This window comes from Duganella radicis (assembly GCF_009720825.1).
Lineage (GTDB): Bacteria > Pseudomonadota > Gammaproteobacteria > Burkholderiales > Burkholderiaceae_D > Rugamonas > Rugamonas radicis.
The window spans coordinates 122,613-149,058 of record NZ_WNKY01000002.1 but is presented as its reverse complement, the minus strand read 5'-3'; the positions used below and the strand labels follow the sequence as shown (position 1 = coordinate 149,058).

Genomic DNA, 26,446 nt, shown 5'->3' with positions numbered 1-26,446 from the left:
CACCATGAATCTTCCACGGCCTTCGATCGCCGCATCGCCATACTTCACGCCCCTGATCACCGTGCTGCTGCTGGCGGTTCTGCTGGGCGCGGGCGGCGCCGCCTATCCGGGCTTCCTGTCGCTACAGGTGATGTTCAACCTCCTGATCGACAACGCCTTCCTGCTGGTGATCGCGGTCGGCATGAGCTTCGTCATCCTGTCCGGCGGCATCGACCTGTCGGTCGGCTCGGTGCTGGCGCTGACCACCATGATCTGCGCCTACATGCTGCAAACCTGGCACTGGAACCCGCTGCTGGTGATCGCCGTCGCGCTGGCGGTGGGCACCGTGTTCGGCGCCGCCATGGGCGCGATGATCCACTACTTCAAACTGCAACCGTTCATCGTCACGCTGGCCGGCATGTTCCTGGCGCGCGGTCTGTGCTATCTGATCAGCATTAACTCGATCACCATCGAAGACTCGTTCTTCGTCGCGCTGTCGCAAACGCAGCTGCCGATTGGCGACTGCTTCATCTCGCCGGGCGCGCTGATCGCGCTGGTCACGCTGGCGGGCGCCATCTACGTTGCGCACTGCACCCCGTTCGGTCGCGCCATCTACGCCATCGGCGGCAACGAACAATCGGCGTTGATGATGGGCCTTCGCGTGGCGCGCACCAAGGTGCTGATCTACGCCTTCAGCGGCTTCTGCGCCGCCTTGGCCGGCGTGCTGTTCTCGTTCTACATGCTGTCCGGTTACGGGCTGCATGCGCAGGGCACCGAGCTGGATGCGATTGCGGCGGTGGTCATCGGCGGCACGCTGCTGAGTGGCGGCTACGGCTACGTGGCCGGTGCGCTGACCGGCGTGCTGGTGCTGGGCTCCATTCAGACGCTGATCGCCTTCGATGGCACGCTTAGCTCGTGGTGGACCAAGATTGTCATTGGCGGCTTGCTGTTCATCTTCTGCGTGGTACAGCGCTTGATGTCGCTGCGCGGAACAAAAAAATAATTAAACACTGGAGAGATTACCTTGAAAAAAAGTCTGATGTTCGCTGCGGCGAGCCTGCTGGCTTGCGCCGCGCAAGCGGCCAATCCGCTATTCCCTAAACTGTTCACCGCCGATCCGGCGGCCCTGGTCGACAACGGCACCGTGTACCTGTACGTCGGCCACGATCAGGCCACGGCGACCGACAAGGACTATGTGATGAAGGAGTGGCGCGTCTACAGCAGCTGCGACATGAAGAACTGGACCGACCGCGGCTCGCCGCTGGCGCCATCGGCCTTCAAGTGGGCCATCGGCAAAGTGGATGCCTGGGCTGCCGACATCACCAAGCGCGATGGCAAGTACTACTTCTACGCCACCGTCGATCACGCCACCATTCCGGGCCGCGCCATCGGCGTCGCCGTTTCCGACAAGCCGGAAGGCCCGTTCGTGGATGCGCGCGGTTCGGCGCTCGTCACCAACGACATGACCCTGGAAACCAACATCGCCTGGGACGATATCGATCCGGCGATCTTCCAGGACGACGATGGCCAGGCTTACCTCTACTGGGGCAACTCGGTGCTGAAGTGGGCCAAGCTGAAGCCGAACATGACCGAACTGGATGGCCCGGTTCACACCGTGGGCGTGGAGCGCTTCACCGAGGCCTCTTACCTGCACAAGCATAACGGCACGTACTACCTGTCGTACTCCCGTGAATTCCCTGAGGAGACCGCGTACATGACCGGCCCGACCGCGACCGGCCCATGGAAGTACCAGGGCGTGATCATGTCCAAGAACGCCAAGGTGAAGACCATCCACCAGGCCATCATTGCGTTCAACGGCAAGAACTACATCTTCTACCACAACGCCAAACTGCCGGGTGGCGGCGAGTATCGTCGTTCGGTAGCGGTGGAGGAGTTTGCGTACAACGCCGACGGCACCATCCCGTTTATCAAGCAGACCAAGGAAGGCCCTGCGGCCAATCCGAGTGCTGCTTGCAAGTGATATCGAAAACAACGGTATTGTTACGAATTCAATATCGAACGTGATATCATCAAACTATGGATACTAACCCGAACTGGTTTCTGCGCGCGCGCCTGAAAACGCGCCAGCTGCTGCTGCTGATCGCGCTGGACGAACAACGCAACATCCACCGTGCATCCGAAGAACTGCACATGACGCAACCCGCCGCGTCCAAGCAGCTCAAGGATCTGGAGGAGATGTTGGGCGTGCAGCTGTTCGACCGGCTGCCGCGCGGCATGGAGCCGACCATTTACGGCGAAACCATGATCCGTCACGCCCGCATGGCGCTGACCAGCCTCTCGCTGGCGCACGAGGACATCGTCGCCATCAAGGCCGGGCTGACCGGGCAGGTGGACATCGGCACCATCATGACGCCGGGGATCGCGCTGCTGCCGCAGGCCATCACGCGTACCAAGCAGGCCGCGCCCAAGTTGCGCATCGGCGTCGAGATGGAGCAGTCCAACGTGCTGCTGGAGCAGTTGCAACGCGGCCGGCTGGACTTCATGATCGGCCGCATTCCGGAGCGCGAAAGCGCCGAAGGCCTGAGCTACGAGGAGTTGGGCGACGAACCTGCGTGCGCGGTGGTGCGCGCCGGGCATCCGCTGCTCAAGTCCAAAAACCTGCAACTGCGCGACATCGCCAACCAGCCGTGGATCTTGCCGCCGCAAGGCTCCATCCTGCGCGCACGCTGCGAGTTGATGTTCCGCCGCGCCGGGCTGGAAGTGCCGATCAATGTGGTCGACACCACGGCCGTGCTGCTGATTAAGCCGCTGTTGCAGCAGACCGACGCGCTGAACGTGATGCCGGTGGCGGTGGCCAAGTACTACGAATCGCAGGGTGTGCTCAACATTTTGCCGATCGAACTGCCGTGCCGGATGGATGCTTTCGGCATCATCACCGTGGATGGCCATATCCTGTCCCCGGGCGCCGAACTGCTGCTCAAATCCGTGCGCGAAGTGGCGCGCGAGATTTACTAAAACAGCTATTTATGCCGCCATTTCGCGGCAGGTTTTTTCGCAGGCTTCGCAGGCGCGGACGCATTCTTCCATCTCGTCCAGGTCGCGGCAACTGAGCGCGCAGTCATGGCAAATGTCGGCGCATAGCGCGCAAAGCCGCGCGCTGTAGGGCGAACCGCTGAGTTGCAGGTTGGCTGATGCCTGGCAGATGGCGGCGCAGTCCATCATCAGGCGGAAGTGTTCCGGCGCGACGTGTCTGCCGCCCATTTGCAGGCAGTGGCGCAGTGCTGTCTCCAGGCAGGCCTGGTGGCAGTTGGTGCAGGCGTCTATGCAGTCCTGCATGTCTGGTATCTGATCCATTTCGGCTCCCCGTTCGCTGGCGTGAAAATGTTCATGCTAGGCGCGGAGGTGGCCGGGGTCCGTGCGTTGCCTATCTTTGGGCCGGTGGCGGCGTGCCGCCGAAGGACTCGAATGCTTCCAACAGGATTTTGGCGCGGAAGGGTTTGAGGATGACGCGGTTGACCTGGCGTTCGCGCAGCTCGTGCATCAGCGCTGTCGTGGCTTGATCGACCATGACGGCGATCGGGATGGTGGCCGGGCTGGCGGACAGGCCGTTGCGGACTTTGTCCAGCAGGGTGAGGTTGTAAAGACAGCCGCCGCTGACGCCGCAGTCGATGGATATCACCGCGCCCTGAAAAGCCCGCTCGCGCAGCAGCCGCTCGGCGGTTTGCAGGTTGGCCGCCTCGTGCACCGTGCCCAGCCCCAGTGAGCGCGCCGTCAGCGAGACGGTTTTGCGCAGCAGGTTTTGCTCTTCCACCAGCAGCATGTTGAGTTGACCCTGCGGCACGTCAGCCATGTGGCGCCTCCGCCGGGTTGGTCAATTCCTCTACCAGTAAATCGCGCAGCGAGGACAGGATGGCCAGTTCGGTGGCGTCGAGCTGGCGCGGCTTGTGGTCGATCAGGCACAGGGTGCCGATCGTGTAACCGGACGGCATGGCCAGCGGTGCGCCAGCATAGAAGATGACGTGCGGCGGCCCGGTGACCAGCGGGTTATCGGCAAAACGCTCGTCGGCGCGCGAGTCGGGGAGCACAAAGATATCCGGTTGCAGGATGGCGTGGGCGCAGAACGACACATCGCGTCCGGTCTCGCACACGTCCAGCCCCACACGTGCCTTGAACCACTGGCGGTTTTCGTCGATCAACGAGATTAGCGCGATCGGCACGTCGAATTCATGCGCCGCGAATTGCGCCACCTTGTCGAGACGTTCCTCTGGTGGCGTGTCGAGGATCAGCATCGCGCGCAGGGCCGCGAGGCGTTCCTTGTCGTTATCGGGTATCGGCGCAGCTAACATGGCAAGAGACGGCGCGATGGCCGCGTAGTCGTGTTATTCCCACTCTAACACTATCGGCAATGCGATACAATGTTGACTCAGTCATCAAATTTGCCGGAGTACCCATGCCTGTCCCCGTTTTCAACGACCGCGTCGCGGCGGTCCGTTCGTTCAACCGATTTTTCACCCGCCAGATCGGCGTGCTGCGCGAGGGCCTGCTGCACAGTGAATTCACGTTGACTGAAATGCGCGTGCTGTACGAACTGGCGCACCACGGCGACCAGCCATCCGCCGCGCTATGCCGCGATCTGGGACTGGATCGCGGTTACCTGAGCCGCATCATCGCCAAGTTCGAAAGCGCGGGGCTGGTCGGCAAAGTGCCATCGCCCACCGACGGCCGCGCCAAGCTGCTGCATCTGACGAAGCACGGCCGCGCCGTCTACGAGCCGCTGGACCGCCGCTCGCGTGAGGAAGTCGGCGACATGCTGTCGCGTTTCGAGGAGGCGGATCAACTGCGCATGCTGGACGCGATGCGCACCATCCGCCAACTGCTCGATGCGGAGAGTGGCCTGAAATATGCCCAGCCGTTTGTGCTGCGCGCCCACCGTCCCGGCGACATGGCGTGGATCACGCGCCGCCACGGCGATATTTACGCGACCCAGCAGGGATGGGATCGCAGCTTCGAAACGCTGGTCGGCCAGATTTGCGCCGACTTCGAACGTGACTTCGATCCGGCGCTGGAGCACTGCTGGATCGCCGAAATGAACGGCCAGCCGGTCGGCTCCATTGCGCTGGCGCGCAGCGGCGAAGAGGGCGTCGGCAAACTGCGTCTGCTGCTGGTGGAAGAGCAGGCGCGCGGCTATGGCCTTGGCACGCGGCTGGTGGACGAATGCCACCGCTTTGCGCGCGCCGCCGGCTACCGCAAGATGCGGCTGTGGACCACCGACCAGCAAAAGGAAGCACGCCACATTTACCAGAACAAGGGGTACGTGCTGGTGGACGAAGAACCGGTACATGCCTTCGGCAAGGACATGGTCAACGAAACCTGGGAGCTCGATCTGTAAGCAGTTGATTGCCCACGCCCCGTCTCTCTGGCAGTATTGCCAACTTAATGATTTTCTATCACGGGGATGGTATGCGGAAAAACGGAGTGCTGGTATGGTCGAAGCGGATATTGATTGCTGCCGTGGCCTTGCTGTTGTTGGTGATTGCCGCGGCGTGGCTGTATTTGCGCGGCAGCCTGGCGCAGCTCGAAGGCTCACGCCAGGCGGTGGGACTGGAAACCACGGCCAGCGTGGCGCGCGATGAACACGGTGTGCCGGTCATCAGCGGCGGCAGTCGCGGCGACGTGGCGTATGCCACCGGCTTCGTGCACGCGCAGGAGCGCTTCTTCCAGATGGATTTGCTGCGCCGCGTGGCGGCAGGCGAGTTGTCCGAGCTGTTTGGCGAACGTGCGCTGCCGCTCGATAAGTCACATCGCCTGCACCGTTTCCGCGCCCGCGCCGAACTGGCGATCAAGGCCATGCCGGCCGCCGACCGCGCGCTGCTGGACCGCTACGTCGCCGGCGTCAACGATGGCCTGAATGCCCTGAGTGCCAAGCCGTTTGAATATGCGCTGGTTGGCCTGCCGCCGCGCGCGTGGTCGCCATCCGACACCATGCTGGTGATCTGGGCCATGTACTTCGATTTGCAAGGTAGTCAGGAACCGCGCGAACTGGCGCGTGGCTGGTTCAAGGAACACGCGACCGAAGAGCAGCGCGCCTTCCTCGCGCCGGAGTCCACGCCATGGGATGCGCCGCTCGATGCGCAAACCATCGCCGCCGTTGATGCCGTGATCCCGGCCGCGCCGCCGGCATGGTGGGGCAAGCCGAAAGCGGCCGACGCGCCGGCGCCGGCCAAGGTGGCCGCCGCCGAATTCGTCAACACCGTGGGCAGCAACAACTGGGCCGTCGCCGGCAGCCGCACGGATACCGGCGCCGCGATTGTCGCCGACGATATGCACCTCGGCATCCAGCTGCCCAACACCTGGTATCGCGCCGCGCTGCAATTCCCGGACGGGAAGGGCGGCCAGCGCCGCATGGTGGGCGTGACCTTGCCGGGCACGCCGTTCGTGGTGGTCGGCAGTAACGGCCATGTGGCCTGGGGCTTCACCAACAGCTACGGCGATTACATGGACTTCATCGCGCTGGAAACCGACGCCTCCAAACCGGACCAGGTGCGTACGCAAGCCGGATGGGAAACGCCGGTAGTGCATGAAGAAACCATCCTGATTAAAGGCGCGGCGGCCGTCAAACTGATGGTGCGCGAAACCTCGCTCGGCCCGATCCGCGAAACGCAGGGCCGCAGCTATGCGCTGCACTGGACGGCCCATCTGCCAGGAGCGGTCAATTTCAACGCCGGCAAACTGGAAATGGCCGAGACGCTGGAACAGGCGCTGGCGATTGCGCCGACGCTGGGCATCCCGGCGCAGAATTTTGTCGGCGGCGACGATAAGGGCAATATCGGCTGGACCATCGCCGGCCCGCTGCCGCGCCGCGCGCAAGCTGGCCTGGCCTCGACTTATCCGATGAGCGTCGACGACGCGGCCGGCGTGTGGCAAGGCTGGCTGTCGCCGGAAGAGTATCCGAAAGTGGTGAACCCGGAGCACGGCCATCTTGGCACCGCCAACAGCCGCCAACTGGCGGGTGGCGGCGCGCAGCTGATCGGCGACGGCGGCTTCGATCTCGGCGCCCGCACGCATCAGGTGCGCGACGATCTGGCCGCGCTTGGCCCGAAAACGGATGTGAAAAAAGTCTACGCCATCGGCCTCGATGACCGCGCCGTATTCCTGACCACATGGCGCGAGCGCGCCATCGCCGCGCTGGACGCCAAGGCCGTCGCCGGCAACGCCCAGCGCGCCGAAGCCTTGAAACTGTTGAAGGATAGCTGGAGCGGCAAGGCGGACGTGGACTCGGTTGGCTACCGCATCACGCGCGGCTTCATGTACGCGGTGTACGACATCATGTATGAAAGCGCGAACGGCGAACTGGCGAAGATCGATCCAAAATCGACCATGGCCTCGGTGAGCTCGCGCTGGCCGGTGGTGCTGGCGCGTCTGCTGGACCAGCAGCCGGCGGCCTGGCTGCCGCCGCAGTATCCGGATTGGAAGTCCTTGCAGGTGGCGGCGATGGATCGGGTGATCAAGGATCTGACCAAGGATGGCCAGCCATTGTCGGCCGCCACCTGGGGCCAGCGCAACACGGCGGCCAGCGCGCATCCAATGGCCTCGGCGATTCCAGTACTGGGCAAGTACCTGAAAGTGGCGCCGGACATGCTGCCGGGCGACCAGCACATGCCGCGCGTGTCCGGCCCGACCTTCGGCCAGTCGGAACGCCTGACCGTGTCGCCAGGTCATGAAGAGCAGGGCATTTTCAACATGCCGGCGGGGCAGAGCGGCCATCCGTTGTCGCCTTACTTCCTGGATGGCCGCACGGACTGGGTTACCGGGCGGGCATCGCCGCTGCTGCCGGGGCCTGCGCGGCATACGCTGACTTTTGTGAAGTAAGCCCGAACAGTGGGCGCAGCACGCCGATGCGGCGCACCACTTCAAACACCCCGAAGCTGATGGCGAAGGTGAGCACGATCAGGAACACGCCTTCGATGCCGGGTGCCAGTTTGATAGGCTTCATCCAGTGCGCCATGCAGACGATCAGCGTCTGGTGCAGGATGTAGACCGGGAACACGGCTTCGGTCAGGTAGCGGCGCTTGGCACTGTCGAAGTTCAGGTGGCGGCGCCCGAAACCGCACACGGTCAGGATCGGCGCCCACTGGCAGATGCAATAGATGGTTCGGAATAGCGGCTTCCATTGCTGCACTTCCGGCGTGTTGGCCATCGCTTCGGGGATCGACCAATAGCAGACGATCAGCGCCCAACTGGCGAGCCACAGGCCAAGGCTGGTGAAGCGCAGCGCTTCCACCTTGGCCCAGACCTGATTTTGCATCGCCAGCAGTGCGCCCAGCGCGAACAGGAAGAAGTACTGCGCATGGTTGTACCAGTCGTCGACCAGGGCGTGCGTGGCTTCGAAACGGTCGGCCAGCGTGAAGCGTGCCAGGGCCAGCACGGCGACCGGCAGCACCACGATGCGCCAGCCGCTTAGCAAACGACCCAATGTGTCCGAAACGGCGGTGAAGCGCGCGCCCAGCAGCCACACAATCAAGCCGCCGATCATGGTGTAGACCCACAGGTAGGCCACGAACCACAGGTGATTCCAGGTCGGCATGATCAGGCAGTCGTCGCCGCGGCAGAAGCCGTGATAGCGGGCGAGGTATAGGCGCATGAAGTCGCCGTAGCCGCCCTGGTAGGCCACTTTTTCCACCACTTCAAAATATGCCTGTGGCGGCACGATCACGAACATGCCGAAGATGAGCGGCACCAGCAACCGCCAGCTGCGCTGCCGGAGCAGCGCGCCGACGCGGATTTTCTTCAGCATGAAGGCGGTCGCCACGCCGGAGATCATGAACAGCAGGCCGAGACGCCATGGCGACGAGAGGATCATCAGCGGTTCGATGGCATGGCTGGCGTCGGGACTTTTCACATGCCAGTCCCATGTCACGTAGTACATGCCGGTGTGGTAGAAGATCAGGACGAAGAACGCGAAGATGCGTATCCAGTCGAGGAAGTAGAGGCGGTTGTTGTTCATTGTTGGCTCCTTGTTGATGGAGCCAGATTAGCGGCGGCCCGCGCGAGCGTCCATCGCCGTGGGGCGAAATGGGCGCGGCGTGGGGCGAGCCGGAAGCCGGACGTTGCCGGCGCCATGGCTGCTAGTTTGCCGCCACCGGCGTGCCCGCGACGTCCGGCACTTGCAGAATGAACTGGCTGCGCAGGTCGCGCACCATTCTCCTGATGTCGGCCTGCATCGCCTTGTGGTCTTGTGGCGTACAGACTTTGCTGCCCGCCTTGCCGCTCTTGAAGCTGCGGTCGATCACCAGTTTGCCGCCGGTTTGGCGGAATCTGGCGTGATATTGGAAGTAAGGGCTGCTGATGTTGACGTCGAGCGGCACCGCCAGCAGTTTGGCGTTGTCCGGGAATTGGTACTCGGCTTGTTCTTCGTAGTCGTTGTCGGGACAGATGAAGGGCTGGGTGCGCGCCACTTCGTTGGTCAGCCTGAATACCTGGTCCGACAATCCGGCATACAGACTGCTGGATGCGGGAATGCCGATGGTGCCCGGCAGGTAGACCCAGTTTTCGCCTTTGCCGCGCAGGGTGTAGCGATAACCTTTGCCGTCCGCGGCGCTGTCAAGATCGCCCAGTTCGACGGTGCCGCTGCCTTTAATACCCACTGATTTCAGCAGGCTTTCGACGAAGCGCTCCCTGTCGTTGGTATTCCAGTTGCGCTGTTCGGTACGAATTTCTTCGTCCAACGCGCCCAGATTGTTGCGCGTGAATTTGAACTGCGCCGAGCCGTCCGCGCCAATTTGCACGGCGTACTGGTTCTTGATCTTGTTCGGCTGGGAAGTCGGCGTATGCCCCATCTGGCCGGTCCGGGTCAGGATCACCTGTTTGTCCAGATCCCAGAATGGCAGGTAGCCGACGCTGAGATTGTCGGCCGTGGTGTCAATGTACAGGTCCAGCGATGGAATGTAGTTGATGACGTGGTTGAACGGCTCCATGCTGGCAACCGGGGGGAGCTTGTAGGCGTTGCCGGCGCTGATCAGCGCCGGGGTGCTGTCGATGCCGACGGCACTCAGCAGGGCTTCCATCAGCACGACGTGGTCCTTGCAGTCGCCGTAGCGATTTTCCAGCACCGATTCCGCGCTGTGCGGTTCGCGCCCGCCATTACCGATGTACACCGCGACATAGCGGATGTTGGTGCGGACCCAGTTGCCGATGGCACGCGCCTTGTCGCGCGGGGCACTCAGCCCGTGAACCAATTCGCGCGCCTTGGCCTCGATGGCGGGCGTGGTGGCGGCTGCCGCCCTGGATGCCACGTCGTACGCCAGGCCGATGTCGCGGTAGTCGTCGAAGGTGGATACCACCAGGTGCCGGCCAAAGTCAGCATAACTGACGGCGTCGAATTCAAGGCGGGGAGTGTCGGCGGGCGTGTAGTCCCAGCGATAGACGGTGCGGCCCTCGTGCCGCTCTGGCGTTTGCGCCTTGAAGCCCAGTTCGTCCGCCTTGAGCCGCATGTCGGAGGGCAGGTCGTAGATCAGCGTCAGTTGTTGGGTGGGATAGTATTGCGGATAGGTGGTGTCGTAGAACTGCCCGCCAAACAGCGCGCTGCGGCGGGTTTTGCGCATTTTCGAGTACAGCTTGTCGCCGACCGCGACGTCGGGATAGATCACGGCCTTGATCTGCATGTCCTGGAACATCGGCGCACCGTTGTATGCCGCTTCCTGTTGCAGCCTGATTTGCTCCGGCTGCACCGGGATGCGGCGGCCATCGGGCTTTTCGGTATAGGCTTCCAGGATGTCGACCTCCTCCAGCGTACGATTGAAGTGAAACTGGCGCTGGGCCTCTGCGGCGACAGCGCGCTGCTCGTTCAACTGCACTAGATATTCTTCGGTCTGGCTGTAGCCGCCGTCACGCTGGACCACAAAGTGCTGGAGGTTCTTCAGGATGCTGACGGAGAGGTCGGTGCCATCGTCGGCTGCACCGGCGTGCGTGGAAAACAGGGCGGCGGCGCACAGGGCCGCGATAAACTTTATTTTCATCGATTAGCTATTCCGGATTGATACAAGACGGGCTTCCACATCGGCGCGGTACTGGCGGCTTAGCGGCACTGCTGCGCCGCCGCGCAGCAGCAGTTCGCCGTCGCCTTTTTCCAGGTTGACGATGCTGGCCACCCAGTCCAACTGCACGGCGGCGCGGCGGTGGCAGCGGATAAAGCGTGGACCGAGTTTTTCCAGCAGACCGGCCAGCGTCTGCCGCATCAGCGGTTCGCCATCCCCGGTGTGCAGGATGACGTAGTTGTCGGCGGTTTCGATCCACTGGATCTGGTCGACCTTGACGATGCGCGTGCCATGGCGCTCGGGGACCAGCAGCTGGGTGACCGAGGGCAGGGGCGCTGCGGCCGGGCGTGCGCCGAGGCGTTCACGCGCGCGCTGCAAGGCACGTTGCAGGCGTGGCTGGTCGTAGGGCTTGAGCAGGTAGTCGATGGCGTTGGCATCAAAAGCGCGGATGGCGTATTCGTCGTAGGCAGTGACGAAGATGACCAGCGGCGCTGGCGTGGGTAGCGAGGCGGCGACATCGAGGCCGGTGATCTCGGGCATCTGGATGTCGAGCAGCAGCAGGTCGGGCGCGAAGGCGGGCAGCTTTTCCAGTGCATCCACGCCGTCGCGGGCTTCTTCGATGGCGGTGATGCCAGGCTCGGAGGCCAGCATGCGCCGTAGCTTGTCGCGCGCGGGGCGTTCGTCGTCGACGATCAGGATGCGCATGGCAGCCTCACTTCCGCGCGTACGCCGGCCGGCGCCAGCGGCGTCAAATCGAAGCTGGCCCGCGCGCCGTAAAGCGCATCCAGCCGCTCGCGCAAATTACGCACGCCGATCCCGCCGCGTCCCGCGCCGCCCGCACACGCCTCACTCGCGCCATCTGCACCCGCACCCGCACCCGCGCCGCGTGCCGCAGCCCCTGTACCCGCATCGCTCACCGCAGCCCACACGTCCCCGCCGCGCCGCGCCTCGTCGTCCGCAGCGGGAAGCGTGCCGCTGTCGTCTTCGATGCATAGCCGCAGCGTGTCGCCGTCGCGCCTGGCACTGATGCTGATCGCCGTTGACTGACGGCGCTTTTCGACGGTGTGCTTGAACACGTTCTCCAGCAACGGCTGCATGCTCATCACAGGCACCTCACAGCCGAGCAGCGCTTCATCGATATCCCATGCGATGCTGACGCGGTCCACAAAACGCTCGCTCATCAGCGCCGCGTAGCCGCGCAGAATGCGCAGTTCGGTCTCCAGCGGCACCAGATGGCGCTCGCCGACATCCAGTGTGGCGCGTAACACGTCGGACAACTGCACCAGCATCGCGTCCGCCCGCTGCACATCGCTGTACATCAGCGACGAAATCGTGTTCAGGGCGTTGAACAGGAAGTGTGGCTGCATCTGCTGGCTCAATCGTAGCAACTGCGCCTCGCGCAGCGAGGCATTGGCCCGCTCCACGCGCACCTTCTCGTCCAGCATCGCGTGGAAAGACAGCACGCCGAATGTAATGGCAACGAAGATGCTGAAGAACACCGTCATCTTGACATCTTCGTACAGATAGACCTGAGCCCAGCCTTCATGCGGGTAGGTCTCGCCCATCAGCGCGTACACGCCGTGCCGCATGCTGAACGCGGCCGGCACGAACATCACCCAGTACACCGGCAGCCATGCCAGCTGCCGCGCGAACCAGCGCAGCGGTGCGTTGGAAATCAGCGCGTCGTACTTGCGGGTGTAGCGGCGCTGGAGGATCAGCAGCACGGTGCCGGTCAGCGCGGACGATGTCTCCCACAACACCGGCTTCCAAACGCCGTGATCGTGATCGCGCAGATACTCCTGTACCGAAGTGGAAACCATGAGTATCCAGAACAGGACCCAGGCAATCGCGATGATGGTGCGGGTTCTTTGCATGGGCTTAGCGGTAGCGGGCTTCCATCAGGTCGATCTCGCGTACCAGCTTGCGCGAGATCTCGTCCGAGATGTGATCATGCTTGGCCAGATCCCACACGGTGCGCCGCTCGGCTTCCAGTGCGGCCAGGCGCAGTTCTTTTTCGGCGTGATCGGTTTTGCGCCATGCCTGCTCGCTTTCGGGATCGACCTCCTTCAGCTTGTGCTCATAAAACGCGATCACCCGTGCCGCTGCCTGCGGATACACGTCGGGATCGATGCAGGCATCGGACTCCATCAACTCGATCTGCGTTTTCTCGATAGCGGTGATGGCCGCGTTGGCAGCTGAGCGCCGCGCCAGATCCTCCTCCTGCTGCTCTTCCGGCTCGGCCGGGAAGGTCACGCCGGCCAACAAGCGTGGCAGGGCAATACTGGCCACCAGCAGCGAAATCAGGATCACCGAACAGGCCAGGAAAATGGTCAGCGCGCGCGCCGGGAAGGGCGAGCCGTCCGGCAGCGCCAGCGGCAGCGTCAGCACGCCGGCCAGCGTGATGGTGCCGCGCGCGCCGGCCAGCGTGGTCGCCAGCAGCAGGCGCGGATTGATCTTGTGGCGCGGCTGATGGCGCACTTTCTGTTTGAAGACAGTCAGCCGCAGCGAGGCCCACACCCACACCATGCGCAGTGCCAGCAGGCCGCCGGTAATGGCGAAGGCGTAGACCACCAGCCACCAGCGATTCACATGGCCGCTTTCCTCCAGCGAGGCGCCGGCCAGGCGGAAAATGTCCGGCAGCTGTTCGCCCAGCAGCACGAACATCACACCGTTGAGCGCGAACTGCACCGTGTCCCACACGGCCGAGCGCTGGATGCGGGTGTTGGCGTGCGCGTGGCCGCTCAACTCGACGTAGCTCATGGTGATGCCGGCCGCCACCGCCGCCAGAATGCCCGATGCGTGCAGGCGCTCCGCCACCAGATAGGCACCGAAGGGAATCAACAGATTGACCAGAATCGGCGAGCCAGGCGGTTCGCCGAAGTGGCGCACCAGCCAGCGCTGCACCCACGTCACCACCAGCGTCAGGCCGACGCCGGCCGCGATGCCGGCGGCCACCAGCCAGACAAAGGTGAGGGCGGCGGTTTGCAGCGAGAAGGCGCCAGTCATGGCCGCCGCCACCGCAAAGCGGAAGCACACCAGGCCCGAGGCATCGTTCAGCAGCGATTCGCCTTCCAGAATATGCATCAGGCGTTTCGGAATCGGCGAGCTGGAAGCGATTGAACTGACCGCGATCGGATCGGTGGGCGAAACGATGGCCGCCAGCGCGAACGCCACCGGCAGCGGCATGGCCGGGATCATCCAGTGAATCAGAAAACCGGCGCCGATCACCGTGAACACCACCAGCCCGAACGCCAGTTCCAGAATGGTGCCCTTGTCGCGCAGCAGGCCGCTCTTGGGGATGCGCCAGCCGTCGAGGAACAGCAGCGGCGGCAGGAACACCAAGAAGAACAGGTCCGGCTCCAGATCCACGCCGTGCGAGGACTTGGCGGCGATCAGCGCGCCCAGGCCGATCTGCACCAGCGGCAGCGGGATCGCGCGCGGCAGCAAACGCCTGATGTAGGCGCTGGCCACCACCGCCAGCAGCATGATCAGCACGACTTCAATCGAATCCATTCCCATCCTTCTTCATAATCAACTCAACAGCAAAACGAGGCTAAGCTTACACTATTGGAAGTTAGGTAAAAAGTTACCGCCCAGATCTGGCGAAATGGAAATTGTTCTGTCATAATGCATGCCTTCTGCGGGAGTAGCTCAGTTGGTAGAGCGCAACCTTGCCAAGGTTGAGGTCGAGAGTTCGAGACTCTTCTCCCGCTCCAGAATTCAGTAGCACATTAAAAGGAAGCCCATGGGCTTCCTTTTTTGTTGTTTTATCGTTCTCCAGCACAACATCTCCGCCGTTGCAAACGTTATACTGGGCGAGGACCACCGAAGGAGACGAAATCCATGAAATCAGTTCAGCAGGAAGTTGATGAACGCAGCAACCTAACCAACTCCAACAAATTCGAACTCCTCCTGTTCCGCCTGGGCGGCGACGCCAACGGCGAACATTCCGAGCTGTTCGGTATTAACGTCTTCAAAATCCGCGAGATCGTGGCGATGCCCGAAGTGACTGCTGTGGCCGGATCCCCGCCACACATGCTGGGTGTCGTGAACCTGCGCGGACAAATCATCACGGTGCTGGATTTGCCAGGCATCGTCGGTGTGACCCCAAAAACCGGTCTGAACATCATGTTGGTCACTGAATTCGCGCGCACCACGCAAGCGTTCGCGGTCGAGTCGGTGGATGAAATCGTGCGCCTGGACTGGAGCCAGGTGCTGACCGCCGAAGGCACGGCCGGCGGCAAGGTCACCAGCATCGCCCGCGTTGACGGCGACACCCAGAACACCCGCCTGGCGCAGGTGCTCGACGTGGAAACCATCCTGCGCGAACTGGTGCCGCCGGAGCGCGAGGACATCGACCCGGAAACCATCGGCCCGAAAGTGTTGCTCAAGCCGGGCTCCGTGGTGCTGGCCGCCGACGACTCCGTGGTGGCGCGCAACCTGATCGAAAAAGGCCTGGAAGCGATGGGGGTGCACTTCATCATGACCAAGTCCGGCAAGGAAGCGTGGGACCGTCTGCAATCGATCGCGGAAGGCGCCAAGGCCGAAGGCCTGCCGATCACCGACCGCGTGGCCATGGTGTTGACCGACCTGGAAATGCCGGAGATGGACGGCTTCACGCTGACCCGCCTGATCAAGCAAGACCCGCGCTTTGCCAAGATCCCGGTGGTGATTCACTCTTCGCTGTCGGGCAAGACCAACGAAGACCACGTCAAGGGCGTGGGCGCGGATGCGTATGTGGCCAAGTTCTCGGCTGAGGATCTGGCTGGCACCATTCGCAGCGTGTTGGGTAAAGCCGTCGCCGCGTAAAAGCTGGCGTTGCGTGGAAAAGCCATAACGGTGACGTTACGGCTTTTTTATTATTGGGCTTGATCAACTCCATTCTTCAACTTCGGCTTTCGCCCCAAATCGGACCTTCATAATTATTACGAAACCTAACTTAGCGGGGCCATTGGCCTGAGCTTTAGCGCAAAAAAATCAATCCCTCTTATCCTCTTTTTTTGACTCAACCTTACCGCCGCGAAGCAAAATATTAGAGTTACTCACTCCCTTTAGTACCAATTCATAAGGATGTTCAGCTCCGCGCTCTCTCTCTGTGCGGTTCACCAACAGCGCTTTCAAGATCGCAACATCGTTTTCATTTACTTCCGTAGATGGAGGTTTTGCTCCTAAAAACCTTAATCCGTCAAAATATCGCTTACTATCCTCTTTAACTGCCAGCAAAATCAACACTCGCGCATTTGAGACGCGATAAACATAAACGATAAATATCGCAATACTTACATAAAGCCCCAGAATTACTTGTTGAGTTAGTGCGGGGAGCTCTTTCTGAACAAACACGCTATACGCAGCAAAATTAATCATTAACAATAAGTTAAAAGTGATAAATAAGTTCATCAAGTAGCGCTTTACCTTCGACGAACTTTCGATCTCTTGATCCACAGACAATTCGAGATCCGCAATTGCCTCTCTGCTTAGGTGCTGATCTTCGATTTCGCGTCTGATTTTGATCAGTTCCGCCAAGGTAATCTCTGCTTTAGATTCATGAATTCGCGCGGCAATCTCTGCATCCAGAGCTGCTTCTAGATCAACAATGGCGGCATCATCATTAGTATTTTCTGACGCCGGTTGCTTTTCAACAGATCTTTGTATGTGAGCTTTTAAGTCATAAATCTCGCTTTTCAATTCAGCGACTTGCCTGATCAGACTAGGTCCTTCCGTCGGGGGAATAAAAATTCCTGCTGTGATTTTATTGAAAAATTTAGGGTAGACTAGTCTTAGTGCCAAGAAAATAATTACCAAAAAAAACAAAGAGACGAAAATAAGAATAGACGTCTCATCAACAGCGGTTGATGCGATACGTTGGTAAGGTGGTGGCATTCCATTTCCTGACATGATGACCCTTTGAAAACACTAAGATAAGATCTTCTTGTTGTTAATGCTTCTCAGCAAATTACCAATGCGGCTCTTGGCCGAATTAGGTCTAATTTACGGAAATAAGGCTAACGCCGACTATCAACAATTCGAAGTAAATGACTCGCCAGCACAACCATTTCTTGAGCCTCAGTAGCATCGGTTATTGAAACCGTGCGATGTGAATACGGATTCTTGTACTAAACAATTGCCCCAGCAAACAGATGTGCCAATGAGTCACGTTCTGCCTCTGGTTGTTTCATATCTGAAAGAGATCGTACTGCGCTAAGGCTTTCAGTAAATCGATTTTCTTCACGTCGCTCCTTAGTGGTGACTGGCCGTTCTTGGCCGAGTGGAGCCGGCCACATGCTCAACGGCCAAGCAACTCATCAAATGTCTTCGGTAAATCCACCAAGCTACATATTTGCCGGTAACGATCTGAAGGTGCAGCAACATCAATTGCTCCCACACGGGTTTCGACGTCGTATTCACCGAGCGCTTGGTCCAAGAGGAGAAATGCAATGCCAGCATAGGTTTCATGTTTTGATTCAGTGTAGCCCGGAATGAGTACCGTAATGGCCCCCTTGGACCCATCCCTTGCAATGGATAAAGTAACTGATGCTGCTTGAACAGATATTCCTTGATACTTAATATCAAAAGGCTCTCTACGTGGCCGGAATTTTATAACTTTCCACTTCTTCAACTCAGGTGCGGCAGCATAGAGTTTTTCCACATTGGGAAAGGCATCTTTAATGCCATCAGCACTAATGACAAAATCTCGCATGCGGCCTTCTTTGGGACCAAACTCAAACGTCAGCGATGGATTGATTTTTTGCATTCGTGCCGCAAGTTTGTCAAACACAACTTCCTGGTTGCTCTCAAAGTTAAAAATCTCATCCTCGTTCTGCTGGAACCATAACCAAAAATCAGCTTCAGGCGAAGCTGTGGCAGTGCAACCGAGGAGAGATAGCATGAGCAAAAAAATCGTTCGATAAAATTTCATCAAAGCCTTAAAAGTTTGAGTGGCTGTTCATGACCGATGGCGGGAGCTATGCAGGCCGCCAAATAGCCTCAAAATCTTGCGACGAAATTGCGGTGTAACCTGCATCAGATAAATCGATGGGCTTATCGCTCAGTCCACCGAATTCGTCCTGCACATGCTGATCACCGTAGCACAGAAGCATGCCAGAATCGTACCGCTCGATTTGACGAAGTACACCACCGGTTTCATCAACCTCGAAATACCACCACGAAGCGCCCCAAGCATCATGCTCATCGCCGCGCGGCTCGTTCCAGTATCGTTTCACGTAAGTCGGCATATTCAATTTCGTATCATGGGCCAGCGGCCGCTCTTGGCCGTACGCGGTCAACGCCAAAAAGTGTGCTCGTCGGAACGCCAGCGCCGAACGATTCTCCGAGCTTTGTGCCGGAGTTCCTGCGAGAGCTTTTCCGTAGTCGCGATTACGTTAAGGAACTCCACCATTTCAGCATCTATGGAAGCTCCATGCTCAATCCATTCAACGGCCAAGCCTTGCCAATAACCGGCCGAGGTATCAGTGGGCCAGCTCAATCCAGCAAGAATAACGTCACGTGCGGCGGCATCATTCGCGCGGTAATCTGCAAACGGTGTTTGAAGTCGCACAACTAGCGCACGCTGGTCCATATCAGTTTCCCATACCTTCGTTTAAATGAATGTCCGCACTTGGCAGAATGGAGCAGTTGCACAACGAATGACAGCGTCGGATTAAATCGGGCTCAGGAAAATACAATCGCAGCACCAGAAGCCATGCTCTTGCTACAAGCTTCGCGGAGGACGACACACGAAAACGTTTCGATACCGTATCTCTGCCAAACACAGTTACCGTCCCCCTGAGATTCAGCCGCCTCCCAAAGCTCTTCAGCTTGGGAATGTAACCCCTCAGGAATTTCAAGAACCTCGGCCAGACGCTCCAATTCAGCGAGCAGTCTCGGCACCGAACCAAGCATGCCCCCTGGAAGCTTCACATCGTCGGCAAAAACTACCTGAGGAAAATCTTGGGGAAGATAAAACCCTTCTGCATCACTATGGACGATTAGGTGATCGAAAGAGCGAGCAAATCGAGGTTGCCTTTTGAACAGTCGATGCAAAATCCTTGGCGATTCGCCGGTTACATTGGAAAAATAGGCCTTGAGGATAGGATCGCTTGAACTCTTGTCATTACCTGGCGGTGGCATTGCTAGGTCAGCATCAATATACGCCGCAATCCGTCTGAGATAGTGCAAGCCAGAATACCCGAACATCTGGGCACTCCATACTTCGCATTCCAATGGCTCTACATGCGGAGGCAGTCCAGCCTCCTCCAGCACGCGTCCAACCCACGAGAAGTATCCGGAAAAAACTTCCGCTCCCTCAGGATCATTTTCTCTAAGATCCGCGATACAGCCAACAGATAAACTCAATCCCACGTAACGCCTCCTAGTCCGTCCAACACAGCGATATTTGCCAACTCTAACCGCTTGATCAACTTACGCTCTTCAAAAAATCTGGCAAAGAATTCGAAGGGCCGGTTCTGGCCGATTGCACCGTTTATTTACCTTTTCGTGCAAAGTAGACTATCGGCAATTCAATTAAAAAAGTAACTAGCATGACGGTTATCACTCGATACCAATCCAGATTGGAAAAACCATCCAAATATCCACTACAGATAGCTGTTCCGAGAGCAGCCCCGATTGGAGCAGTAAGAAGGAAATTTTTGTTCATGGCACTTTTGAGTTGTAAAATTTTTTCTAACCTTCAGCGTCTGTTCTTGGCCGTTAGACGTCGGCGGTCAGGTAATCAATTGCAACGCCTAATTCAGCGTACCCAAGAACTCGAAAACCCGCTTCTGTGAACTTCCCTGGAACGTGTACCTTGGTCAACTCCGCCAATACGGCATGCCTTTGTCCAGCAGATTCGGTAGCGATTTCAACCCATTGGATGAATTTGTATCCGCCATTTCGGAAGTGGTAAAACCAGTCGCCATCCCAATCTGAAAGGTGCCCATTTTGCACATCCAACGTGCGCCATCTCGGTGATAGCGGCCCGAGACCATACATGGCAAGCCTCAGCTCGTCCCACTTCGTATCGTTCATCAACGGCTGCATACGCCCGTTCTTTCTATTAACTAGGTTCGTTTCTGGTCGAACTCAACCAATTGGCTTTTAGCATACCAGCTTGCGCGCTGGCAAAGTTCACGAATTTCCACTTAGGTAAGAGATGAGCAAAGAGGAGGGGAAGAGGTTAGTATGGTGTAGTCGTAATGAGAACATTGCGGCCCTTTTAACTTTCAGGAAAGGATCTACCGTGGCAGCGAAAAAGATACTGTTTTTGACGGGCGACTTTGCGGAAGATTACGAGACGATGGTGCCGTTTCAGGCGCTGCAAGCGGTCGGTCATACGGTGCATGCCGTGTGCCCGGACAAGCAGGCTGGCGATACCATCAAGACCGCCATTCACGATTTTGAAGGCGACCAGACTTATACCGAAAAGCCCGGCCACCGCTTCACCCTTAACGCCAGTTTCGCCGACGCCGATGTCAGCAAGTACGATGCGTTGGCCATCGCCGGCGGACGTGCGCCGGAGTACCTGCGTTTGAATCCGCGCGTGATCGAGCTGGTGCAGCAGTTCGCTGCGGCCAACAAGCCGATCGCGGCGATCTGCCATGGCGCGCAGTTGCTGGCGGCGGCCGAGGTCATACGCGGCAAGACTATCTCGGCGTATCCGGCCTGCTCGCCGGAGGTGAAGCTGGCGGGCGCCAATTATGCCGATATTCCGGTCGATCAGGCGGTCACTGACGGCATTTTCGTCACCGCGCCGGCCTGGCCTGCGCATCCGGCGTGGATTGCGCAGTTCCTGGCGCGGCTCGGCACGGAGATCAAGCTGTAAGGTTCTTCGCGTGGAAGCGCAGATGGTCTTCCACAAAGGTTGAGATGAAGTAGTAGCCGTGATCGTAGCCAGCGTGCCGACGCAAGGTCAGCGGCTGCGCTGCGGTCGCGCAGGCGGCTTCGAACGCTTCCGGATACAGCTGCTCTTGCAGGAATTTGTCGCCCAAGCCTTGGTCGATCAGGATGCCGGCCGGGAAGGGCGTTTTCAGCTGCGCCATCAGCAGGCTGGCGTCGTATTGCGCCCACGCGGCGTGGTCTTCGCCGAGATAGCCGCTGAATGCTTTCACGCCCCATGGGCATTGCGATGGCGCGGCTATCGGTGCAAACGCCGATACGGAACGGAACACGTCCGGCCGTTTCAGCGCCATGGTCAGCGCGCCGTGGCCGCCCATGGAGTGGCCGAAGATGCCGATGCGAGCAGCGTCGACCGGCAGTTCCCGCGCCACCAGTTCGCGCAGCTCGTGGATGTAGCTGTACATGCGGTAGTGTTTCGACCATTCCGGTTGCGTGGCGTCCAGATAGAAACCGGCGCCAACGCCGAAGTCCCAGTTGGCTGTCTCACCTTCCACACCGGCGCCGCGCGGGCTGGTGTCCGGCGCGATCAGCATCAGGCCCAGTTCCGCTGCCACGCGCTGCGCGCCGGCTTTGATCATGAAGGTCTCTTCGGTGCAGGTCAGGCCGGCGAGATAAAACAATGCGGGCACCGGGCCATGCTCGGCCTGCGGCGGAATGAATATCGAGAAGCGCATCGGCAAACCGATCTCGCGCGAATCGTGACGATAAAAGCGTTGAACGCCGCCGAAACAGGCGTGTTCGTTAACGATTTCCAGCATATTTGTTTCCTTATGTTCCCCAGCGCACGGTGAAAAAGCTGGCATTAGCCCAGAATTGTACAAGTATCTTTACAAAGGAGAAGTGCATGCCGGATATTCAAGGCATCTTGGCCGATCTGGGCTGGCCGCTGGCGATTGCCGTGGCGTGGCTGTCGGGCGAATTCGTGCACCGGTGGACGCGGTTGCCGCGCATCAGTGTCTATGGTTTGATTGGTTTTTTATTGGCACAGGCATTCCCGGAAGCGCTCAGCAGTGGCGCCGCCAGCAATGTGACCATTCTGGCGAATCTCGCCTTCGGTCTGATCCTGTTTGAGTTTGGTTATCGCATCAATCTGCACTGGCTGCGGATCAATCCCTGGATCGCAGTCAGCGGTCTCGCTGAATCCGCCGCGACGTTTGGCGTGGTCTATCTGATCTCGCATCTCACCGGCATGCCGCCGTTGACCTCTTTGCTGTTGGCCTCGCTGGCCATGTCCACTTCGCCGGCCGGCGTGCTGCGCGTGATTAATGAAGAAGATAGTTCCGGCCAGGTGACCGAGCGCGTGCTGCATCTGGTGGCCATTAACAGCGTCATCGCGCTGTTCGTGTTCAAGGTGGTGGTGGGCTTCTGGGTGTTCCAGACTTCGGGCAGTTTGACGCAGGCTATCTCGCACAGCGGCATCGAGCTGCTGGTGTCGGCCGCCATGGGCGCGCTGATGGGCTTTATCGTGCCGCTGGTGCTGCGCCGCCTTGGCGCGCTGGCGCAGGACGGCACGATTGCCTTCGCGCTGGGTGTGATTCTGCTGGTGGCGGCTTCGCGCGCGTTTGATGTGTCGCCGGTGCTGGCGACGCTGACCTTCGGCCTGACGGCGCGCCACAAGCGCGTGGCGTTCAGCCGCACCGAGCGTAACTTCGGCGGCATCGGCGAGCTGCTGACGGTGCTGCTGTTTGTGTTTGCCGTCTCCACGCTGGAATGGGAACGGGTGGTCGATGGCGCCGCGCTGGGCGCTGTGCTGTTGCTGGCGCGCTTTGTGGTGAAGGCGACCGCGGTGGCCGCGTTCGCTCATGTCGGCGGCATTTCCTGGCGCAAGGGACTGATGACCGGTATCGCCATGTCGCCGATGTCGGTGTTCGTCACGCTGTTGCTGGAGCAGACCAAATACATGGGGATCGTGCTGGTCGATGAACTGGCGGCGCTGGCGGCGATGACGCTGCTGCTGGAAGTGGTCGGCCCCGTCATCACCCAGCGCGCGCTGCACTGGGCGAAGGAAACCCCGCAGGAGGAAAAGTAAATGGCATTGGAAGAATTCAAGAATTCGCAGCCGCTCACCATGGGCGTGGAGCTGGAGCTGCAACTGGTCAGCCTGTCGGACTTCGATCTGACGGCGTCCAGCCCGGACTTGCTGCACCTGTTGAGTCGCAAGCCTTTCCCCGGCAACGTCACGCCGGAAATCACCGAGAGCATGATCGAAATTAACAGCGACGTGCACACCAATCACACCGAGCTGGTGAAGCAGTTACAGGTGATCCGCGATACGTTGGTGCAGGCCGGCGAGCAGCTCAATATCGGCATCTGCGGCGGCGGCACGCACCCGTTCCAGAAATGGGCGGACCGCCGTATCTTTTCCAAGCCGCGCTTCAAGGAAGTGTCGGAGCTGTATGGTTATCTGGCCAAGCAGTTCACCATCTTCGGCCAGCACGTACACATCGGCTGCGCCTCGGGCGACGATGCGCTGTTCCTGTTGCACTCGTTAAGCCGCTACGTGCCGCACTTCATTGCGCTGTCGTCGTCGTCGCCGTACGTGCAGGGCAATGACACGCTGTTCAATTCGGCGCGGCTGAATTCCGTGTTCGCCTTCCCGATGAGCGGACGCGCGCCGTTCACGCAAAGCTGGCACACCTTCGAGCACGAGTACTTCGCCAAGATGGAGCATACCGGCGTGATCAAGAGCATGAAGGACTTTTACTGGGACATCCGCCCCAAGCCGGAATACGGCACCATCGAGCTGCGCGTGTGCGACACGCCGTTGACGGTGGAGCGGGCGGCGGCGCTGGCGGTGTATCTGCAAGCGCTGTGCCGTTATCTGCTGGAGCGGCGCGAGGAGCCGCCGGCGGAAGACGATTACCTGGTCTACAACTACAACCGTTTCCAGGCTTGCCGCTTTGGCCTGGACGGCACCGTCGTTCATCCGAAAACCTACGAGAGTCTGTCGCTGCGCGAGGACATCCTGACCACACTGCGCAAGATGGAGCCGCACGGCGTGGCGCTGGGCAGCAGCGCCGGCCTGCATCATCTGGTGCAGGTCACGCACGAGGGCAGCGACGCCCACTATCTGCGCCAGCAGTTTGAGCGCAGCGGCAGTGTGGAGGGCGTGGTCGACGCCGCCATTCAGCGCTTCCGCGGCGCCTGATTACTTGAAGGTGATGGCCTTGTTGAGGCGGTTGATGATCTCGTCCGGCACAGCCTTGCTGCACATGATGTGGCGCTCGGGGCCGCGCGGCATGTCTTTCAGTGACAGCAGTCGCAAGTTGGCGGAGAGTTCGCCGGCTTCGTGCTTGAGGATGTAGTTGCCTTCCTCTTCCGAGACGAACATCATGTCCACCGCGCCCTTGGCCACCGACTGGATCATCTTGACGGTGGGGGCGGTGGACACGGCCACCACCGGCTGCCATTTCTGGATGAATTTATCCAGGCCGGCGTACGAGAAATTGTCCTTCACCAGCACGCGGATATCGGAGTGCGCCGCCAGCTCGCCCATGCTGGTGATGCCGCGCGCGGCAAAGCCGGCGTTGGTCAGCAGCATCCAGCTTTTGTCGCGGTAAATCGGCTTGGTGAATTTGGCGTACATCGAGCGCTCCGGCATGGCGAACCAGCCTACGGTGCAATTCAGCCCATGCGGATCTTTCACCAAGGCCAGTTGACGGTTGCTTGGTACCTTGAGCCATTCGACCGGGATGCCGGCCGCCTTGAAGGCCGCCACGGCGGGCGCGCCGGTCAGGCCCGCAGGCGAGCCGTCGGGCTGCGGCAGCAGGTAGGGCGGGCGTTCGCTGTACGACACATGGATGACGTCGTCCGCCAGGCTGGGCAGCGAGGTCAGCATCAGGCTTGTGGCGAGTACGGCGAAGCATCTCATGGGGGCCATCCGGATTTGCGAGACCGCCAGTCTACACCTGTGATGCCATTCAATCAAAATACATTTATTTGTGGCATCGTTTTTCTTAGAAGCGTGTCTCGCGCGCCACGCGCAGGAAGTTGTCGAGAATGCCAGTGCAGTCCAACAGCTCCACCCCGCCGGCGCGGTGGAATTCCGGATGCCATTGCAGGCCCATGACGAACGGCGCCTTGCGGTAGCGGATCGCCTCGATCATATTGTCCGGCACCGACAGCGCCTCGACCGACATGTCGCGCCCCAGCGTTTTCACCGCCTGGTGGTGGATGGAGTTGACCAGGCCGGTCTGGCGGCCGCGGAACATCTGCGCCAGCGATGAGCCGGCCGGGAAGCTGATTTCGTGGCGGTTGCGGTCGTACTCGTCGTTGACGTGGGCCAGCGATTCCGGCACGTCGGTGGCGATGTCCTGATACAGCGTGCCGCCGAAGGCAACGTTGATCAGCTGGCAACCACGACAAATGCCCAGCACCGGCTTGCCGGCCTCGACGAATTCGTGCAGCAGCTCCAGCTCGTACATATCGCGCGCGCGATCGCCCGACCATTCGGGCCGGGTCGGCACTTCCGAATAGCTTTGCGGCGAGACGTCGGCGCCGCCTTGCAGCACCAGGCCGTCCAGGTGCTTGGCGTAGTCGCGCAGGCGGATGTTGGACGGATGCAGCAAGCCTTCGGTGTTGACCGTCGGGATCATGAACACCAGCACGTCGCGCGACATCACCCATTGGGCGATCGACTCTTCCAGATATTGCAGGTTCTTGCTGCGCAGGCCGGTGGCGCCGGGCTCGGGATGGAAGATGCGGGCCGAGACGCCGATGTGCAGCGGGCGCTGGATGATGTGGCGCGTGGCGGCGGCCGCGATGCGCCGGTAGCGCGCCATGATGACGCGGCCCCACAGGCTGAACACGGTGTCGCCCGGATCGAGGTAGCGCGGGGTGCCGTTGTCATGGCGGGTCTTGCGGTCCTGCTTGCGGCGCTCGCCGTGGTCGGAGGCGCGGCGCTGCTGCGCCTGTGGGGGCGGATCTTGTTCGTCTGGTCCGGCGCTCATGCTGATTCCTGTCTGTCTCGGATAGCAGCAGTGTGCCATACGTCGACGTCAGCAGTCGCCCGGTTCGCCCGCCGTCGGCGCAACTTGCTGGCTGAGCAGTATGTGACTACGAGTTTGAAGAAGCAAGGAAAGTCCTACGCACGGACGGCCGTATCGCTCTACACGCTCTGTCGTGCCGGCTTTACGATGGCCACTCCCCTGATGCATACGGCACCGGGATCAACCTCTTAAGGAGACCATATCATGGCCAGCTCGAATCAAGGTAACCAAGGTAATCAAGGCGGTAAAGGTAACAACCAGCAAAGCGACACCAGCAACCGCGGCTTCGCTTCGATGGACCCTGACCGTCAACGCGAAATCGCTTCGGAAGGCGGTCGCGCCGCCCATGCTTCCGGCAATGCGCACGAATTCACTTCGGAAGAAGCGCGCCGTGCCGGCAGCATGAGCCACAAGAACGACGGCAACCAGCAAAGCGGCAGCAGTTCCGGCAGCAGCAAGCAAAGCGGCGGCGGCTCGGGTTCGCGCGGCGGCAGCGGCAACAACGCCGGCTCGTCGGGCGGCACCCGTGGCGGCACGCCGGAACAGCACGCGGAAGCCGGCCGTCAAAGCCACAAGAACGACCGTTGATGCAGC

Annotated in this window: 27 protein-coding genes and 1 tRNA gene; 11 read left to right on the top strand and 17 right to left on the bottom strand. The window is 60.2% G+C overall.

Features of this window, described 5'->3' with window-relative positions; all coding sequences use genetic code 11:
* Positions 1-4 precede the first annotated feature (4 nt).
* The 3 genes from yjfF to GM676_RS03855 are packed head-to-tail and all read left to right on the top strand — an operon-like array spanning position 5 to position 2,955.
* A complete protein-coding gene (gene yjfF, locus GM676_RS03865) occupies positions 5-982 on the top strand; it encodes a galactofuranose ABC transporter, permease protein YjfF (RefSeq protein ID WP_229262524.1) in 978 nt (325 codons plus the stop codon).
* 36 nt (positions 983-1,018) lie between these two features.
* A complete protein-coding gene (locus GM676_RS03860) occupies positions 1,019-1,960 on the top strand; it encodes a glycoside hydrolase family 43 protein (protein WP_155462223.1) in 942 nt (313 codons plus the stop codon).
* A gap of 56 nt (positions 1,961-2,016) precedes the next feature.
* Complete coding sequence (locus GM676_RS03855) at positions 2,017-2,955, top strand: LysR family transcriptional regulator (protein ID WP_155462073.1); 939 nt, start codon at positions 2,017-2,019, stop codon at positions 2,953-2,955.
* 9 nt (positions 2,956-2,964) lie between these two features.
* Here GM676_RS03855 and GM676_RS03850 read toward each other — a convergent pair whose 3' ends face one another.
* The 3 genes from GM676_RS03850 to GM676_RS03840 all read right to left on the bottom strand — a co-directional run bounded on the left by GM676_RS03850 (position 2,965) and on the right by GM676_RS03840 (position 4,286).
* Positions 2,965-3,294: a four-helix bundle copper-binding protein gene (locus GM676_RS03850; RefSeq protein WP_155462072.1), complete on the bottom strand. Its 330-nt coding sequence runs from the start codon at positions 3,292-3,294 to the stop codon at positions 2,965-2,967.
* 70 nt (positions 3,295-3,364) lie between these two features.
* Positions 3,365-3,790 carry a DNA-binding transcriptional response regulator gene (locus GM676_RS03845; RefSeq protein ID WP_155462071.1) on the bottom strand — a complete coding sequence of 142 codons (426 nt, stop codon included), beginning with the start codon at positions 3,788-3,790 and terminating at the stop codon, positions 3,365-3,367.
* Positions 3,783-4,286: a GAF domain-containing protein gene (locus GM676_RS03840; protein ID WP_155462070.1), complete on the bottom strand. Its 504-nt coding sequence runs from the start codon at positions 4,284-4,286 to the stop codon at positions 3,783-3,785. The genes GM676_RS03845 and GM676_RS03840 overlap by 8 nt, the downstream gene beginning before the upstream one ends.
* Before the next feature lie 104 nt (positions 4,287-4,390).
* Here GM676_RS03840 and GM676_RS03835 point away from each other — a divergent pair, with 104 nt between their 5' ends.
* Positions 4,391-5,329, top strand: coding sequence for a bifunctional helix-turn-helix transcriptional regulator/GNAT family N-acetyltransferase (locus tag GM676_RS03835; RefSeq protein ID WP_155462069.1), 939 nt, complete (start codon positions 4,391-4,393; stop codon positions 5,327-5,329).
* Between the two features lie 71 nt (positions 5,330-5,400).
* On the top strand, positions 5,401-7,809 hold the full coding sequence (locus GM676_RS03830; RefSeq protein ID WP_155462068.1) for a penicillin acylase family protein: 2,409 nt from the start codon (positions 5,401-5,403) through the stop codon (positions 7,807-7,809).
* Here the strand turns inward: GM676_RS03830 and GM676_RS03825 are convergent.
* The 5 genes from GM676_RS03825 to GM676_RS03800 all read right to left on the bottom strand — a co-directional run bounded on the left by GM676_RS03825 (position 7,745) and on the right by GM676_RS03800 (position 14,486).
* Positions 7,745-8,944 carry an acyltransferase family protein gene (locus GM676_RS03825; protein WP_155462067.1) on the bottom strand — a complete coding sequence of 400 codons (1,200 nt, stop codon included), beginning with the start codon at positions 8,942-8,944 and terminating at the stop codon, positions 7,745-7,747. The genes GM676_RS03830 and GM676_RS03825 overlap by 65 nt on opposite strands.
* Positions 8,945-9,065: 121 nt before the next feature.
* Entirely contained in the window at positions 9,066-10,955 is a 1,890-nt protein-coding gene (locus GM676_RS03820; RefSeq protein WP_155462066.1) for a DUF3857 domain-containing transglutaminase family protein, read from the bottom strand.
* A 3-nt stretch (positions 10,956-10,958) separates the two neighbouring features.
* Positions 10,959-11,678, bottom strand: coding sequence for a LytR/AlgR family response regulator transcription factor (locus GM676_RS03815; RefSeq protein WP_155462065.1), 720 nt, complete (start codon positions 11,676-11,678; stop codon positions 10,959-10,961).
* Entirely contained in the window at positions 11,666-12,847 is a 1,182-nt protein-coding gene (locus tag GM676_RS03805) for a sensor histidine kinase (RefSeq protein ID WP_229262523.1), read from the bottom strand. Before GM676_RS03805 ends, GM676_RS03815 begins: the two co-directional genes overlap by 13 nt.
* Before the next feature lie 4 nt (positions 12,848-12,851).
* Entirely contained in the window at positions 12,852-14,486 is a 1,635-nt protein-coding gene (locus GM676_RS03800; RefSeq protein ID WP_155462064.1) for a Na+/H+ antiporter, read from the bottom strand.
* A gap of 127 nt (positions 14,487-14,613) precedes the next feature.
* On the opposite strand from GM676_RS03800, the gene GM676_RS03795 reads away from it, so the two are divergent.
* Together GM676_RS03795 and GM676_RS03790 are read left to right on the top strand one after the other, a co-directional pair.
* Positions 14,614-14,689: transfer RNA gene (locus GM676_RS03795), tRNA-Gly, on the top strand.
* 127 nt (positions 14,690-14,816) lie between these two features.
* Positions 14,817-15,782, top strand: a complete 966-nt coding sequence (locus GM676_RS03790; protein ID WP_155462063.1) for a chemotaxis protein — start codon at positions 14,817-14,819, stop codon at positions 15,780-15,782.
* A gap of 168 nt (positions 15,783-15,950) precedes the next feature.
* Here GM676_RS03790 and GM676_RS03785 read toward each other — a convergent pair whose 3' ends face one another.
* The 6 genes from GM676_RS03785 to GM676_RS03760 form a co-directional block, all read right to left on the bottom strand.
* A complete protein-coding gene (locus tag GM676_RS03785; RefSeq protein WP_155462062.1) occupies positions 15,951-16,853 on the bottom strand; it encodes a hypothetical protein in 903 nt (300 codons plus the stop codon).
* Between the two features lie 403 nt (positions 16,854-17,256).
* Complete coding sequence (locus GM676_RS03780) at positions 17,257-17,889, bottom strand: hypothetical protein (protein ID WP_155462061.1); 633 nt, start codon at positions 17,887-17,889, stop codon at positions 17,257-17,259.
* Positions 17,890-17,935: 46 nt separating this feature from the next.
* Positions 17,936-18,262, bottom strand: a complete 327-nt coding sequence (locus GM676_RS03775) for a hypothetical protein (protein ID WP_155462060.1) — start codon at positions 18,260-18,262, stop codon at positions 17,936-17,938.
* A complete protein-coding gene (locus tag GM676_RS03770; RefSeq protein ID WP_155462059.1) occupies positions 18,253-18,549 on the bottom strand; it encodes a hypothetical protein in 297 nt (98 codons plus the stop codon). Before GM676_RS03770 ends, GM676_RS03775 begins: the two co-directional genes overlap by 10 nt.
* 92 nt (positions 18,550-18,641) lie before the next feature.
* The gene (locus GM676_RS03765; RefSeq protein ID WP_155462058.1) at positions 18,642-19,331 is read right to left on the bottom strand and encodes a putative DNA-mimic protein; all 690 of its coding nucleotides are present in this window, start codon (positions 19,329-19,331) and stop codon (positions 18,642-18,644) included.
* A 348-nt stretch (positions 19,332-19,679) separates the two neighbouring features.
* Positions 19,680-20,009 (bottom strand): DUF6678 family protein, encoded by a 330-nt coding sequence (locus tag GM676_RS03760; RefSeq protein WP_155462057.1) that lies wholly within the window; start codon positions 20,007-20,009, stop codon positions 19,680-19,682.
* Between the two features lie 199 nt (positions 20,010-20,208).
* On the opposite strand from GM676_RS03760, the gene GM676_RS03755 reads away from it, so the two are divergent.
* Positions 20,209-20,790, top strand: a complete 582-nt coding sequence (locus tag GM676_RS03755; RefSeq protein ID WP_371866097.1) for a DJ-1/PfpI family protein — start codon at positions 20,209-20,211, stop codon at positions 20,788-20,790.
* Here the strand turns inward: GM676_RS03755 and fghA are convergent.
* Positions 20,780-21,622 carry an S-formylglutathione hydrolase gene (gene fghA, locus GM676_RS03750; RefSeq protein WP_155462055.1) on the bottom strand — a complete coding sequence of 281 codons (843 nt, stop codon included), beginning with the start codon at positions 21,620-21,622 and terminating at the stop codon, positions 20,780-20,782. The genes GM676_RS03755 and fghA overlap by 11 nt on opposite strands.
* 86 nt (positions 21,623-21,708) lie before the next feature.
* Here fghA and GM676_RS03745 point away from each other — a divergent pair, with 86 nt between their 5' ends.
* Positions 21,709-22,893, top strand: a complete 1,185-nt coding sequence (locus tag GM676_RS03745) for a cation:proton antiporter (protein WP_155462054.1) — start codon at positions 21,709-21,711, stop codon at positions 22,891-22,893.
* Complete coding sequence (locus GM676_RS03740) at positions 22,894-24,012, top strand: YbdK family carboxylate-amine ligase (protein WP_155462053.1); 1,119 nt, start codon at positions 22,894-22,896, stop codon at positions 24,010-24,012.
* On the opposite strand, the gene GM676_RS03735 is transcribed toward GM676_RS03740, so the two are convergent.
* The gene (locus GM676_RS03735) at positions 24,013-24,735 is read right to left on the bottom strand and encodes a transporter substrate-binding domain-containing protein (protein WP_229262521.1); all 723 of its coding nucleotides are present in this window, start codon (positions 24,733-24,735) and stop codon (positions 24,013-24,015) included.
* Between the two features lie 85 nt (positions 24,736-24,820).
* Positions 24,821-25,813 (bottom strand): gamma-glutamyl-gamma-aminobutyrate hydrolase family protein, encoded by a 993-nt coding sequence (locus tag GM676_RS03730; RefSeq protein ID WP_155462051.1) that lies wholly within the window; start codon positions 25,811-25,813, stop codon positions 24,821-24,823.
* Between the two features lie 243 nt (positions 25,814-26,056).
* Here GM676_RS03730 and GM676_RS03725 point away from each other — a divergent pair, with 243 nt between their 5' ends.
* Entirely contained in the window at positions 26,057-26,440 is a 384-nt protein-coding gene (locus tag GM676_RS03725; RefSeq protein ID WP_155462050.1) for a KGG domain-containing protein, read from the top strand.
* The last annotated feature ends 6 nt before the right edge of the window (positions 26,441-26,446 follow it).

What these genes read in the sequence shown, in the direction of transcription:
- GM676_RS03830 (WP_155462068.1), top strand. Translation starts at nt 5,401, where the DNA reads ATGCGGAAAAACGGAGTGCTGGTATGGTCGAAGCGGATATTGATTGCT.
- GM676_RS03780 (WP_155462061.1), bottom strand. Translation starts at nt 17,889, where the DNA reads ATGAAATTTTATCGAACGATTTTTTTGCTCATGCTATCTCTCCTCGGT.
- GM676_RS03840 (WP_155462070.1), bottom strand. Translation starts at nt 4,286, where the DNA reads ATGTTAGCTGCGCCGATACCCGATAACGACAAGGAACGCCTCGCGGCC.
- GM676_RS03745 (WP_155462054.1), top strand. Translation starts at nt 21,709, where the DNA reads ATGCCGGATATTCAAGGCATCTTGGCCGATCTGGGCTGGCCGCTGGCG.
- GM676_RS03815 (WP_155462065.1), bottom strand. Translation starts at nt 11,678, where the DNA reads ATGCGCATCCTGATCGTCGACGACGAACGCCCCGCGCGCGACAAGCTA.
- GM676_RS03820 (WP_155462066.1), bottom strand. Translation starts at nt 10,955, where the DNA reads ATGAAAATAAAGTTTATCGCGGCCCTGTGCGCCGCCGCCCTGTTTTCC.
- GM676_RS03860 (WP_155462223.1), top strand. Translation starts at nt 1,019, where the DNA reads ATGTTCGCTGCGGCGAGCCTGCTGGCTTGCGCCGCGCAAGCGGCCAAT.
- GM676_RS03785 (WP_155462062.1), bottom strand. Translation starts at nt 16,853, where the DNA reads ATGCCACCACCTTACCAACGTATCGCATCAACCGCTGTTGATGAGACG.
- GM676_RS03760 (WP_155462057.1), bottom strand. Translation starts at nt 20,009, where the DNA reads ATGCAGCCGTTGATGAACGATACGAAGTGGGACGAGCTGAGGCTTGCC.
- GM676_RS03735 (WP_229262521.1), bottom strand. Translation starts at nt 24,735, where the DNA reads ATGAGATGCTTCGCCGTACTCGCCACAAGCCTGATGCTGACCTCGCTG.
- GM676_RS03825 (WP_155462067.1), bottom strand. Translation starts at nt 8,944, where the DNA reads ATGAACAACAACCGCCTCTACTTCCTCGACTGGATACGCATCTTCGCG.
- yjfF (WP_229262524.1), top strand. Translation starts at nt 5, where the DNA reads ATGAATCTTCCACGGCCTTCGATCGCCGCATCGCCATACTTCACGCCC.
- GM676_RS03835 (WP_155462069.1), top strand. Translation starts at nt 4,391, where the DNA reads ATGCCTGTCCCCGTTTTCAACGACCGCGTCGCGGCGGTCCGTTCGTTC.
- GM676_RS03845 (WP_155462071.1), bottom strand. Translation starts at nt 3,790, where the DNA reads ATGGCTGACGTGCCGCAGGGTCAACTCAACATGCTGCTGGTGGAAGAG.
- GM676_RS03790 (WP_155462063.1), top strand. Translation starts at nt 14,817, where the DNA reads ATGAAATCAGTTCAGCAGGAAGTTGATGAACGCAGCAACCTAACCAAC.
- GM676_RS03770 (WP_155462059.1), bottom strand. Translation starts at nt 18,549, where the DNA reads ATGGACCAGCGTGCGCTAGTTGTGCGACTTCAAACACCGTTTGCAGAT.
- GM676_RS03800 (WP_155462064.1), bottom strand. Translation starts at nt 14,486, where the DNA reads ATGGATTCGATTGAAGTCGTGCTGATCATGCTGCTGGCGGTGGTGGCC.
- GM676_RS03850 (WP_155462072.1), bottom strand. Translation starts at nt 3,294, where the DNA reads ATGGATCAGATACCAGACATGCAGGACTGCATAGACGCCTGCACCAAC.
- GM676_RS03855 (WP_155462073.1), top strand. Translation starts at nt 2,017, where the DNA reads ATGGATACTAACCCGAACTGGTTTCTGCGCGCGCGCCTGAAAACGCGC.
- GM676_RS03805 (WP_229262523.1), bottom strand. Translation starts at nt 12,847, where the DNA reads ATGCAAAGAACCCGCACCATCATCGCGATTGCCTGGGTCCTGTTCTGG.
- GM676_RS03730 (WP_155462051.1), bottom strand. Translation starts at nt 25,813, where the DNA reads ATGAGCGCCGGACCAGACGAACAAGATCCGCCCCCACAGGCGCAGCAG.
- fghA (WP_155462055.1), bottom strand. Translation starts at nt 21,622, where the DNA reads ATGCTGGAAATCGTTAACGAACACGCCTGTTTCGGCGGCGTTCAACGC.
- GM676_RS03740 (WP_155462053.1), top strand. Translation starts at nt 22,894, where the DNA reads ATGGCATTGGAAGAATTCAAGAATTCGCAGCCGCTCACCATGGGCGTG.
- GM676_RS03725 (WP_155462050.1), top strand. Translation starts at nt 26,057, where the DNA reads ATGGCCAGCTCGAATCAAGGTAACCAAGGTAATCAAGGCGGTAAAGGT.